This window comes from Bradyrhizobium sp. RT6a (assembly GCF_040547675.1).
Classification (GTDB): domain Bacteria; phylum Pseudomonadota; class Alphaproteobacteria; order Rhizobiales; family Xanthobacteraceae; genus Bradyrhizobium.
This window is the reverse complement of sequence record NZ_JBEPQC010000008.1, coordinates 24,342-36,800: the sequence shown is the minus strand read 5'-3', so window position 1 is coordinate 36,800 and position 12,459 is coordinate 24,342. Positions and strand designations below refer to the sequence as shown.

The 12,459-nt window shown below is 63.7% G+C and carries 10 protein-coding genes; 5 read left to right on the top strand and 5 right to left on the bottom strand.

Going from position 1 to position 12,459, the window contains the following annotated elements:
• Window positions 1-171 precede the first annotated feature (171 nt).
• Both ABIC03_RS31110 and ABIC03_RS31105 read right to left on the bottom strand, forming a co-directional pair.
• Window positions 172-1,674 carry a flavin-containing monooxygenase gene (locus ABIC03_RS31110; RefSeq protein ID WP_354063770.1) on the bottom strand — a complete coding sequence of 501 codons (1,503 nt, stop codon included), beginning with the start codon at window positions 1,672-1,674 and terminating at the stop codon, window positions 172-174.
• Between the two features lie 125 nt (window positions 1,675-1,799).
• Entirely contained in the window at window positions 1,800-2,558 is a 759-nt protein-coding gene (locus tag ABIC03_RS31105) for a S1 family peptidase (RefSeq protein ID WP_354063768.1), read from the bottom strand.
• 111 nt (window positions 2,559-2,669) lie between these two features.
• Between ABIC03_RS31105 and ABIC03_RS31100 the strand changes: the two genes are divergently transcribed.
• Window positions 2,670-3,305 (top strand): HAD-IA family hydrolase, encoded by a 636-nt coding sequence (locus ABIC03_RS31100; RefSeq protein WP_354063766.1) that lies wholly within the window; start codon window positions 2,670-2,672, stop codon window positions 3,303-3,305.
• Between the two features lie 120 nt (window positions 3,306-3,425).
• Here ABIC03_RS31100 and mtnA read toward each other — a convergent pair whose 3' ends face one another.
• The 3 genes from mtnA to ABIC03_RS31085 form a co-directional block, all read right to left on the bottom strand.
• Window positions 3,426-4,535 carry an S-methyl-5-thioribose-1-phosphate isomerase gene (gene mtnA, locus ABIC03_RS31095; protein ID WP_354063764.1) on the bottom strand — a complete coding sequence of 370 codons (1,110 nt, stop codon included), beginning with the start codon at window positions 4,533-4,535 and terminating at the stop codon, window positions 3,426-3,428.
• Window positions 4,536-4,553: 18 nt separating this feature from the next.
• Window positions 4,554-5,429 carry an S-methyl-5'-thioadenosine phosphorylase gene (locus tag ABIC03_RS31090; protein ID WP_354063762.1) on the bottom strand — a complete coding sequence of 292 codons (876 nt, stop codon included), beginning with the start codon at window positions 5,427-5,429 and terminating at the stop codon, window positions 4,554-4,556.
• Between the two features lie 123 nt (window positions 5,430-5,552).
• Window positions 5,553-5,825 carry a phosphopantetheine-binding protein gene (locus tag ABIC03_RS31085; protein WP_354063760.1) on the bottom strand — a complete coding sequence of 91 codons (273 nt, stop codon included), beginning with the start codon at window positions 5,823-5,825 and terminating at the stop codon, window positions 5,553-5,555.
• A gap of 357 nt (window positions 5,826-6,182) precedes the next feature.
• Between ABIC03_RS31085 and ABIC03_RS31080 the strand changes: the two genes are divergently transcribed.
• The 4 genes from ABIC03_RS31080 to ABIC03_RS31065 all read left to right on the top strand — a co-directional run bounded on the left by ABIC03_RS31080 (window position 6,183) and on the right by ABIC03_RS31065 (window position 12,425).
• A complete protein-coding gene (locus ABIC03_RS31080) occupies window positions 6,183-7,400 on the top strand; it encodes an acyl-CoA dehydrogenase family protein (protein ID WP_275168563.1) in 1,218 nt (405 codons plus the stop codon).
• Between the two features lie 56 nt (window positions 7,401-7,456).
• The gene (locus ABIC03_RS31075) at window positions 7,457-8,437 is read left to right on the top strand and encodes an amino acid--[acyl-carrier-protein] ligase (RefSeq protein ID WP_275168565.1); all 981 of its coding nucleotides are present in this window, start codon (window positions 7,457-7,459) and stop codon (window positions 8,435-8,437) included.
• Window positions 8,438-8,474: 37 nt separating this feature from the next.
• Complete coding sequence (locus ABIC03_RS31070; protein ID WP_275168567.1) at window positions 8,475-9,350, top strand: acyl-CoA acyltransferase; 876 nt, start codon at window positions 8,475-8,477, stop codon at window positions 9,348-9,350.
• Between the two features lie 207 nt (window positions 9,351-9,557).
• A complete protein-coding gene (locus tag ABIC03_RS31065) occupies window positions 9,558-12,425 on the top strand; it encodes a PAS-domain containing protein (RefSeq protein ID WP_354063757.1) in 2,868 nt (955 codons plus the stop codon).
• The last annotated feature ends 34 nt before the right edge of the window (window positions 12,426-12,459 follow it).

Below are 12,459 nucleotides of genomic sequence, written 5' to 3'. Positions count from 1 at the left end.
TCGTCCTGGACAAGCGCAGCGAAGCGGAGCGCCGATCCAGGACCCATTACCACAGTACGTGGTTTGGCGACGATTCTTGATGACAAGCTCGCGCCGCAACTTCTCCCTGGGGTAATGGGTCCTGGCTTTCGCCAGGACGACGGAGAAGCTTATAGCGACGCCTGCCTCTCCTCACCCGTACACAAACTCCCCGCCATCCAGATCCGTCTTCGGGATCTCGTCCTTTTCGGTCCAGTAATCCTGGCTGTGCTGCCATTCCGGCTTGTCCCCGCGCTTGGGCAGCAGGTCCATGTTGCGCATCATGTAGCCGGGGTTGAAGTTTTCCGGATCGATCCAGGGCAGGATCGGCATGTTGTGGTCTTCGGCGCGTAACTTGACCTCGACCTTCTTCTTGCCTTTGGCCTTCATGTGACCGAGCAGGCGGCAGACGAAGTCGGCGACGAGGTCGACGCGCAGCGTCCAGCTGGCGCGGAAATAGCCGAACACCCAGACCATGTTCGGCACGCCCGTGAACATCATGCCGCGATAGGTGACGGTGTCGCCGAAGTCGAGCGGCTTGCCGTCGACCTCGAAGGCGATGTCGCCGAGCGCCGCGAGATTGAATCCGGTTGCGGTGACGATGATGTCGGCTTCGAGCAGCTTGCCGGATTTGAGCTGGATGCCGTTCCCGACGAAACACTCGATCTCGTCGGTGACGACGGACGCCTTGCCACTTGCGATGCCCTTGAACAGATCGGCATCGGGCACGAAGGCGATGCGCTGCCGCCACGGCCGATAGCTCGGTGTAAAATGGGTGTCGACATCGTACTCCGGACCGAGCACCGCGCTGATCTGGCCGATCAGCTCCTTCTTCACCTGCTCGGGCTTGGAGATGCAGAGTTTCGTGAAGGCGTCCTGCTCGAACAGGATCTTGCGGCGGACTATCTCGTGGATCCAGGCCTCGTCGACCTGCAGCCGGCGCAGCTCCTCCGCGATCTCGATGGCGTTGCGCCCGAGACGGAAATAGGTCGGCGAACGCTGCAGCATCGTGACATGCGCGCATTTGTCGGCGATGTTCGGCACCAGCGTCGCCGCCGTCGCGCCGGAGCCGATCACGACGACCTTCTTGTTCGCGAGGTCGATATCATCAGGCCAGGTCTGCGGATGAACGATGCGGCCCTTGAAGCGGTCCGTGCCCTTCCATTCCGGCGTATAGCCTTCCGAATGGCGGTAATAGCCCTGGCACATCCAGAGAAAGTTCGCCGTGAAGGTTTTTGGCTCGCCAGTGTCGGTCGTCACCGCCTCGATGGTCCAGAGGTTCTGCTCGCTCGACCAGCTCGCCGAATTGATCTTGTGCTTGTAGCGGATATGCCGCGCGATATCATTTTCGTCGATCACCTCGTTCATGTAGGCGAGGATTTCCTCGGCGGTCGCGATCGGCGGCCCGACCCAGGGCTTGAAGCTATAGCCGAATGTGTGGAGATCGCTGTCGGAGCGGATCCCGGGATAGCGATGCGTGGTCCAGGTGCCGCCGAACGTCGCCTGCGTTTCCAGGATGACGAAGCTCGCACCCGGAAGCTGCCTGGTCATGTGATAGGCGCTACCGATGCCCGAGATACCGGCGCCGACGATCAGCACGTCGAAATGTTCAGAAGCCTGTTTGGCCGTGGCGTGACTGCGAACAGCGACATTCATTGTTGCTTCTATGCCTTGCTTGTTTTTGTGGCCGCCCTTGATTGGGCGGCGCGTTTCCTCCGCGACGGACGTGGTTGCCCATCGCGCTTCCGCTTCAAGATGACATAGATCAGGACGCGGTCAAATCACAGCGCCGCACCCCAGCTCCGCGCGGTCTGCAAGATCCAGTCGCGATACAGCGTGAGCGGCGTGACCCCGGTCAGCCCGCCGCAGCCGGCGGCTCCGTTCGGCCCCGTGGACCAGCTGATGACGCCGACGAGCACGGATCCGGTCGGCTTGTCCTCGAACACGGGACCGCCGGAATCACCGGTGCAGGCGCCAATTCCGTCGCGAACACCGTTGGTTACGGGGTCGACCAGCCGGATCTGGAGCGTGCCGGGCTGACCCGTAGCGACGAGGCCGGCAACACGCGTCGCGCCGCCACTCTTGCCGTCGCCACGCACTGTGACGCCAATACCGGCGATGACGAAGCGTCTGCCGACCTGGATCGGTATATTCGGCGTCCCGACCGGCACCATCGATTTTCCCTTGAGTGGAATTTCCAATTGCAGCAGCGCCACGTCGGCGGTAGCGCGATGCGCCTGCATTGCCTGCATGTTGAAATTCGGATGGATCGCGACGGTGCGGACGTTCAGCAATTGCGGCTGCCCGTCGGTGCCGCGATCGACGATCTTGTAGTCCGCGCCTGGCTGCACGCAGTGAGCAACGGTGAGCACCAGCTTTGGCGCAACCAGGGTGCCGGTACAGAAATTGCCGCGGGAGCCGACGATGGTGACGACGGCGCGCGCGACACCATCGGCCTGCGGAGTGCCGCCACCAACGATGGCATAGGCGGGCGTGGCGAGCAGCAGCGCGGATGTAATGAGGGTTACGAGCTTTTTCATGGGAACACGCTTCGGTGTCGGCATCGTTGACGGCGGTGGGATTGCTTCGGACTGGCCCTTGCCGATAGCGCATGCTAGCGCTCTTGGAAAGGAACAGACGAGGGCGGGATCTTGACGATCGAGGCTGTGATCTTTGATTTTGGTGGCGTGCTGACGAGTTCGCCGTTCGAAGCGTTCACGCGGTTCGAGACAGAGCGTGGCCTGCCCATCGACATCATCCGGCGCACCAACGCCGCCAATCATCTGGAAAATGCCTGGGCCAAGTTCGAGCGCGCCGAGGTCGATATCGACACGTTCGATCATTTGTTCGCGACGGAGTCGCTGGCGCTCGGCGCGGAGGTGCGCGGCCGCGATGTGCTGCCGTTGCTCCAGGGCGATCTGCGCCCCGAGATGGTCGAAGCGCTGAAGCGCATCAAGGCGCAATTCAAGACCGGCTGTATTACCAACAATCTGCCGGCCAATGCGATCGGCAGCATGACCGGGCGTTCACTCTATGTCGCCGAGGTGATGGTGCTGTTCGACCATGTCATTGAGTCCGCCAAGATCGGCCTGCGCAAGCCCGACCCGCGCATCTATCAGCTGATGGTCGAGACGCTGAAGGTTGATCCGAAGAATTGCGTCTATCTCGACGATCTCGGCGTCAATCTGAAGCCGGCACGCGAGATGGGCATGACAACGATCAAGGTCACCAGCGGCGCCCAGGCGATCGCCGAGCTCGAGGCAGCAACGGGATTGAAGCTGAGCTAGAGCCTCTTTCTCCGTCATTGCGAGCGCAGCGAAGCAATCCAGACTGCTGCTGCGGAACGATTCTGGATTGTTTCGCTGCGCTCGCAATGACGACCGCGGCGAGACATCGCCGAACCAGACCTACTCCGCCGCGGCGGCGATCCGTTCCGGAAACGCCGCAGCCAGCGACGCACGGTCGGGTTTCAATACGCCGCGCTCGGTGATGAGGCCGGTGACGAGCCGCGCCGGGGTGACGTCGAAGGCATAATTCGCGACCGGCGAGCCCTCTGGCACGATGCGCACCGTCTCAAGTCTTCCGTCTGCGGTGCGGCCGGTCATGTCGGTGACTTCTGTTCCGCTGCGCTGCTCGATAGGGATGTCGCGGATGCCGTCATCAACGGCGAAATCGATCGTCGGCGACGGCAGCGCGACATAGAACGGCACGTTGTTGTCGTGAGCGGCGAGCGCCTTCAAATATGTGCCGATCTTGTTGCAGACGTCGCCATTGGCGGCAACGCGATCAGTGCCGACGATGGCGAGATCGACCATGCCGTGCTGCATCAGATGCCCGCCGGTGTTGTCGGGAATCACCGTATGCGCCACGCCGTGATGGCCGAGCTCCCAGGCCGTGAGCGAGGCGCCCTGGTTGCGCGGACGCGTCTCGTCGACCCAGACATGGATCTTGATGCCGCGCTCATGCGCGAGATAGATTGGCGCCGTCGCCGTGCCCCAGTCGACGGTCGCGAGCCATCCGGCATTGCAATGGGTCAGCAAATTGACGGTCTCGCCCGGCTTCTTCTTTGCGACGATCGCCTCGATGAGTTTCAGGCCGTTGCCGGCGATGCCACGGTTGATCTCGACGTCCTGCTCGACGATCTCGTCGGCGCGCGCATAGGCAGCTTCGGCGCGCTCCAGCGGATCGATCGGCGCGAGGCTCGCGCGCATCTCGTCCAGCGCCCATTTCAGATTGATCGCGGTCGGCCGCGCCACTACGAGCGTGTCGTAGGCACGCTTCAGGCCGGCGTCGGAGGCGTCCTCGCGCATCGCGAGCGCCATGCCGTAAGCTGCGGTCGCGCCAATCAGCGGCGCACCGCGCACCAGCATGTCGCGGATGGCGAGGGCCGCGTCCTCGCATGAGGTCAGCTTCGCAACGATGAACTCGTGCGGCAGCCGGCGCTGGTCGATCGCTCCGACCGACCAGCCGTCGCGCTCACGCCAGATGCTGCGGAAATGCTTGCCGTCGACCTTCATGGCATTCTGCCTTTCGTATCACGTTCGCAGGATGCGCCCGGCCACCGCATCGAGCTTCTTCAAGAGCTCGGGATCGCGCGCCTCGGGCGCGGTGATCAGCGCAGTATCGAGCGCGCGGTCCGAGCCGATCGGGCACGGCTCATGCTCGCGCGGGAAGTCTTTCGCCAGCCGCGCCACCAGCGCTTTTGCCTTATCGGCATTCGAGCTAAGAACGCGGATGATGTCCTGCACGGTGACGGCGTCGTGATCGGGATGCCAGCAATCGAAATCCGTCACCATCGCAACGGTTGCGTAGCAAAGCTCGGCCTCACGCGCGAGCTTCGCTTCGGGCATGTTGGTCATGCCGATCACGGAATAGCCCAGCGTCTTGTAGGTCGTGCTTTCCGCATAGGTCGAGAATTGCGGTCCCTCCATGCAGACATAGGTGCCGCCGCGCGCAAACGCGATGCCCTCGGCTTCGGCCGCCGTGGCAAGATGGATGCGCAGCCGCGGCGAGACCGGGTGCGCCATCGACACATGCGCGACGCATCCCCTCCCGAAAAACGAGCTCTCGCGCTTGTGGGTGCGATCGACGAACTGGTCGACGAGAACGAAGGTTCCCGGCGGCAGCTCCTCCCTGAACGAGCCACAGGCCGACAGCGAGATCAGGTCGGTGACGCCGGCGCGCTTGAGGACGTCGATATTGGCGCGATAATTGATGTCGGAGGGCGAGAGCCGGTGGCCCTTGTCGTGGCGCGGCAGGAACACGATCGGCAGGCCGGCAATGGAGCCGCGCCGCAGGGGCGCCGACGGCTCACCCCAGGGGCTGTTGATCACCTCTTCGCGAGCATCCTTCAGCCCCGGCAGATCGTAGATGCCGGAACCGCCGATGATGCCCAATACCGCCTGCGTCATGCTTGCTCCACCCCGTTCGCGCCTTCGCGATTCCGTGGAGAAGCTATGCCAGTTTTATGTGGGTTTTGGAACGGGTGATGGGGCGGGAAGTGCCGTCAGGAGGACGCGCGCCAGCGCGCCTGACTAAGCCGCGGCCGCCGACTGCAGCTGAGCCGAGACCATGCGCTCCAGCGTCTCGACGGACTGGAAGTTCTCCGGTGTGATCTCGGCCTGGGGAATCGTGAAGTCGAACTCGGCTTCGACACCGAGCATCAGATTGACCATGTCCATCGAGGTCAGGCCGACGTCGACAAGCTTGGCCTGCGGCGTGACGTCGGCGGAGAGCGCGTTCTGGGCGAGGATGCCCTTCACCAGCTTGATGATGCGATTGCGCAATTCGGTATCGAAAGCCTGCATCGGTAAATTCCCATCTGTCGACAAAGGTCGGACCGGTTGCCGGCTACGATGGGCACGGCAGGCCGATCCCGCAATGGACACCACCATTACTTCGCGTTTCTTAGTAAACGATGACTCAGATTGTCTGGATTTATGGCTTCTTACATATCCCTAATGCGATCGCGGGAATCCGGACGATGCAAACAACCCGAACTTAACTGTTCGTTCGGAATTGGGCTTTGTTTACCTTCTATTTCATCGACGAATTTGAATTAAATCCGTAGCCTCATCTCATAAGCAAAGATGGTCGAAGGATCGCTCAAGCGGCATCGCGAATGATGCCGGCGATCCTGAACGGCAAACCGGAGGCGGACGAGTATGAACGTGCGTGAAGCAGTCCTCACTGTCGACGAGACGCAGACGAGCTTTCTCGAGCAGGGTCCCTCCCTAGTCGAACGCGCCGCTCGAACCGCTGCCACGGCGGCTGCCGACGCAGAGGGGGTCGATCGCGATGCCCGCTTCCCCCACAAGGCCTTCGATGTCGCGCGTGAGCAGAAGCTGCTCGGCGTCATGATCCCGGCCGAGTTCGGCGGCTTCGGTGCCTCGATCCACGACGTCACCGACGTCTGCTACACGCTCGGACGGGCCTGCGCCTCCACGGCGATGATCTACGCCATGCACACGACAAAGGTCGCCTGCGTCGTCAGGCACGGCCACGGCATCCCCTGGATGGAAACCATGATGCGCCGGGTCGCGCGCGACCAGTGGCTGCTCGCCTCCTCCACCACCGAAGGCCAGAACGGCGGCAACATCCGCGCCAGCGCAGCCGCCGTCGACGTCGCAGGCGACACCGTCTCGCTGCTGCGCGACGCCACCGTGATCTCCTACGGCGCCGAGGCCGACGGCCTCGTCACCATCGCCCGCCGCGCCACCGATGCTTCCGCGTCCGACCAGGTGCTGCTGGCGCTCGCCAGGGACGATTATTCGCTGAAGCGGACGCTGGGCTGGGAAACCCTCGGCATGCGCGGCACCTGCTCGACCGGTTTCGAGCTGAAGGTCGACTGCCCGACCGACCGCGTCTTTCCGGAAGCCTACGACAAGATCCACGCCCAGACCATGACGCCGTTCGCGCATCTGTGCTGGTCCTCGGCCTGGGCGGGTATCGCTGCAGCCGCGGTCACACGTGCGCAGGCCTTCGTCCGCAAGGCGGCCCGCACCTCAGGCGGCCAGATGCCCCCGGCAGCCGCGCATTTCACCGCCGCCAAGATGTCGCTGGCCAAGCTGCGGGCGCTGATATCGGCCAATATCGACGCCTTTGCTCGCGCCGAGCACGACGAACGCGCGCTCGGCTCGCTCGACTTCCAGTCTTCGATCACGCTTCTGAAGGTGCAGGCCTCGGAGCTCGCGGTCGAGACCGTGATGCATGCGATGCGCACCGCAGGCCTTTCCGGCTACCGCAACGACGGTGAGTTCACCATGGGCCGCCATCTTCGCGACGTGCTGTCGTCGCCGATCATGATCAACAACGACCGCATTCTGGCCAATGCCGCGACGTCGACCCTGATGAGCGGCGTACCCTTGAGCCTTCACGACTGACGTGCCTTCACGACTAGACCAACAAGAACAATTTTGAGATAGCAGGACATCGAACCATGAACATTGCCGTCCTCCCCAATTCGCCCGAGATCGCCCCGCAAATCGCGGACCCGCTCGATCATCTCGCCGACAAGCTGTTCCACCCCATGGGCTCGGACGGCGTCTACGCCCGCACCGCGCTTTACGAGGGCATCGTCGAGCGGCTCGCCGCACTGATCACGAGCCATCGTGAAGCCGGCACCGAGGTGATGCGATTCCCACCGGTGATGAGCCGTTCACAGCTCGAGAAGTCCGGCTACCTCAAGAGCTTTCCGAACCTGCTCGGCTGCGTCTGCGGCCTGCACGGCACCGAGCGCGAGATCAACGCCGCGGTCAGCCGCTTTGATGCCGGCGGCGACTGGACCAGCTCGCTCTCGCCGGCAGACCTCGTGCTGTCGCCGGCGGCCTGCTACCCCGTCTATCCGATCGCGGCGAGCCGCGGCCAGTTGCCGAAGGGTGGCCTGCGTTTCGACGTCGCCGCCGACTGCTTCCGCCGTGAACCGTCAAAACATCTCGACCGGCTGCAATCGTTCCGGATGCGGGAATATGTCTGCATCGGCAGCCCCGATGACGTCGCTGATTTCCGCGAGCGCTGGATGGTGCGCGCGCAAGCGATTGCGACCGATCTCGGTCTCAGCTTCCGCGTCGACTATGCCAGCGATCCGTTCTTCGGCCGCGTCGGTCAGATGAAGGCCGTGAGCCAGAAGCAGCAGCAGCTCAAGTTCGAACTGCTGATCCCGCTGCGCTCGGAAGAGCAGCCGACCGCCTGCATGAGCTTCAATTATCACCGCGAGCATTTCGGCACGACCTGGGACATCCAGGACGCCAATGGCGAGCCGGCCCATACCGGCTGCGTCGCCTTCGGCATGGACCGCCTGGCCGTCGCCATGTTCCACACCCACGGCACCGACCCTTCCGCTTGGCCCGCCAAGGTGCGGGAGATCATGGGCCTGCAGCCGCAGATCGCGGCCGATGCCCACGGCGAAGGCTGGCGCTAACGGAACGAGGCCGGTCATTTCCACGGGAAAGACGAGCGTGATCCATACCAAGGTCCGATGCCGCGAGATCACCGAGTCCGACGTCGATGCGGTCGCGGACTTGCTGACGCGCGGCTTCGTCGGCCGCTCGCGCGGCTACTGGATTCAGGGCCTGCGCCGGCAAGCCTTCCGGCCGGTACCGGACGGCTTCCCGCGCTTCGGCTACATGCTCGACAATGATGGTACGCCGGTCGGCGTGCTGCTGCTGATCTACACGGCGCGGAGGGACGGCGATGAGACCGCCATCCAGTGCAATTTGTCGAGCTGGTACGTCGATCCGGCCTACAGGAACTACGCCCCGCTCCTGACCAAGATCGCGCAGCGGCACAAGGACGTCACCTATCTCAACATCAGCCCGGCGCCGTGGACCTGGCCGATTATCGAGACGCAGGGCTTTCGCGCCTATTGCAGGGGGATATTCTTCTCGGTGCCTGCTCTGGCGCGGGTCCCGCGCTGGAGCAAGATCGAGGTCATCTCGCAGCACGCCAAAACGATCGACGGGCTTTCCGATGCCGAGACTGATCTCTTGACGCGGCATGCGCGCTACAATTGCCTCAGCCTCGTCTGCCGCACGCCAAATGGAACGTTCCCCTTCATCCTGCAACCGGTGCGCATCCGGCGTGGCATCATTGCGCCGCCCGCGATGAAGCTGATCTACTGCCGCAACGCGGCCGAATACACCGAATGCGCGGGCCGCATCGGCCGGCTGCTGCTGCGGCTCGGCAAGATCGCGGTCGCCGTCGATTCCAACGGCCCGGTTCCCGGCCTCGTCGGCATCTACACCGAGCGTCGCGGCCGCAAATATTTCAAGGGCCCGCACCGGCCGCAGCTCGCCGACCTCACGGATACGGAACTCGTGCTGTATGGGCCGTAGTTCGTGTTTTGAACCAGATGTCATCCGGGCCCAGCGCGCAATTACGCAGGCCGCCTTGCACGCCCCTCCACATTCGACGCATTCCTGCATCTCCTGGTCACCCTCCGTAAACTACGGCGCTTAAGGGAATTTTCCCGCCTCTTCGCTAGCCTCGGCGACTGAATTACCTTGCGTTAGGTCTATTGCCCGCCGAGACCCCGCCGCCCCATGACGTCGATCCGCGACAACGAGCTTGATGCACGCCGCGATCACGGCCCGAAGGCCCTGGTCGGGCTGAGCCAGCTTGCGCTCGACCACATGGAGCAAGGCGTCTGCGTCTACGACGCCGGCAACCGGATCGTGCTGGTCAATCAGCGCTATCTCAGCTTGTTCAACATGTCGGCCGAGAAAGTGCGGGTCGGCACGAGCTACCGCGACGTGCTCGCCCACAGCGTGGCCCTCGGCAACATCCCCGCGGGGGAAGTCGACACACTCTATGCCGAGCGCATGGCGCGGATCGCCACCGGCCAGCCGTTCCGGACTCAACAGACGCTCGCGAGCGGCCTCGTCATGGCGCTCGAGCTGAAGCCGCTTCCCGGCGGCGGCTGGATGACGATCTGCGACGACGTCAGCCGCCTCGCCCGGGTCGAGGCGGAACTGCGCGTGCAGACCGAGCGCAGCCAGCACGCGCTCGCCAACATGTCGCACGGATTGATCATGTACGGCGCCGACAGCCGCGTCGTCGTCTGCAACGATCGCTTCTTGAACCTCTACAATCTCGACCCTGAAATCGTGAAGCCGGGCGTCTCGCATTGTACGGTGATCGAGCATTGGATGTCGCGCGGCAACCTGCCGGGCATGCCGGGCGAGGAATTCCACGGCACCAGGCTGGAGGACGTGCGCACCAGGAAGGCGAAAACCCTGCTGGTGATGCGCTATGACGGACGGATGGTGCAGGCGATCTCCCGTTTCCTGCCCGACGGCGGCTGGGTGACGGTGCACGAAGACGTTACCGAGCGGCTGCAATACGAGGAGATGCTGAGGCAGCAGAACTTCATGCTCGATGCGGCGCTGGAGAACATGGCGCACGGGCTCGCCTTCTACGACAGCGACATGCGCCTGCGCGTCTGCAACACCACCTACCGGAAGATCTATCGGCTGTCGCCGGAAGAAGCCAAGCCGGGCACGCATCTCGGCGAACTGATCGAACGCTCGATGGCAAACGGCGCGTTCTCGTCCGAGTATAGTCCGCAACAACTCCTGGAAGCCGCCAGCGCAAGGATTGCCAACCGCAACTCCTCGCCGATACGCCGGCGGATGTCGAATGATACCACGATCTCGGTTCGCTATTGCGCCCTGGCCGAGGGTGGTTTTGTGGCCACCTACGAGGACATCACCGAGCGCGAGCACGCAGTCGAGGAGTTGAGCGAGCAGTATCGGCGCTTCGACGCGGCCCTGAACAACATGAGCCAGGGTCTGTGCATGCTCGATTCGAGCTTGCGCGTCATCGTCTGCAATCGGCGCTATATCGAGATGTACGGACTGTCGCCCGAATTGGTGAAGCCGGGCGTGTCGATGCGCGAGATCATGGAGCACAGCTGCGAGCTCGGCATCCATCCAAACACCACCGCCGCGCAGCTTTATGCCGACTATGTCGAGAGGCTGCGCGAGGGTGAGCACACGCTGCACCGCTATTTGGGCGACGGCCGCATCATCAAGCTCAATCACAAGCGAATGGAGCATGGCGGCTGGGTCGTCACCTATGAGGACGTCACCGAGCGTCACAAGGCCCAGGCCCGCGTGGCGCACATGGCGCGGCACGATTCGCTCACCGACCTGCCCAACCGCACACTGTTCCGCGAGAAGATGGGCGAGGGGCTGAACCAGGTCGCGATCGCCGGCGGCGCGATGGCCGTGCTGTGCTTCGACCTCGACAATTTCAAGACCGTCAACGACCGCCTCGGCCACGCGGCCGGCGACCGGCTGTTGCGCTGGGTCGCGGCGCGGCTGAAGGAGAATGTCGGCGAGCACGACACCGTCGCGCGGCTCGGTGGCGACGAATTCGCGGTTCTCCAGCGCGGACCGCAGCCGCAATCGGCGGAAAGGCTCGCACGCCGCCTGGTGGAGATCATCGGTCACCCCCCGCCGCTGGAGAACCAGTCGATCCATGTCGGCGTCTCCGTCGGCATCGCAATCGCGCCCGATCACGGGCTCGATGCCGACGAGCTGATGAAATGCGCCGACCTTGCGCTGTACCAGGCCAAGGCGAAGGGGCGCGGCGCTTATCGGCTGTTCGAGCCCCAAATGGAAGAAGAGGCTCGCAGCCGGCACGCGCTGGAGCGCGATCTGCGCGGCGCACTCGAGGCCCGTGAATTCCACCTGGCGTTCCAGCCGCAGGTGCGGCTCGACACCACCGAACTTACCGGCTTCGAGGCGTTGCTGCGCTGGAAACATCCCACGCGTGGCCTCGTCTCGCCGGCCGAATTCATTCCCATCGCGGAAGAGAACGGGCTGATCGTTCCGATCGGAGAGTGGGTGCTGCGCTTGGCCTGCGCGACCGCCGCGACCTGGCCCGATCTCACCATCGCGGTGAATTTGTCGCCGGTGCAGTTCCGCTCGCGCGGGCTGGTGACAATGGTCACGAGCGCGCTTGCGGAGGCCGGCTTGCCACCGCATCGGCTCGAGCTCGAGGTCACGGAGACGGCGCTGCTCGACGACAGCGAGGCGACGATCGGGATCCTGCACCAGCTGCGCGCGTTGGGGGTGCGCGTCAGCCTCGACGATTTCGGCGTCGGCTATTCTTCTCTGAGCTATTTGCGCAAGTTTCCGTTCGACCGCATCAAGATCGACCGCTCCTTTGTCGGCACGCTCGGCGAAAGCCCGGAGAGTGTGGCGATCGTCCGCACCATCGCCAGCCTCGGCTCGGTGCTCGGCGTCGAGACCACGGCAGAAGGTGTGGAGACGATCGAACAACTCGACTTCGTCCGCGAATGCGGCTGCACCGCCGTGCAGGGATATTATTTCGGCAAGCCCTCCCCGGCCGCGGAGGTCGGACGCATGATCGAGACGCTGAGCGCAGTCCGCCGCGTCGCGTAAGGGCTCAGCCGAAAGGCAAATTCCGTATCTCGGC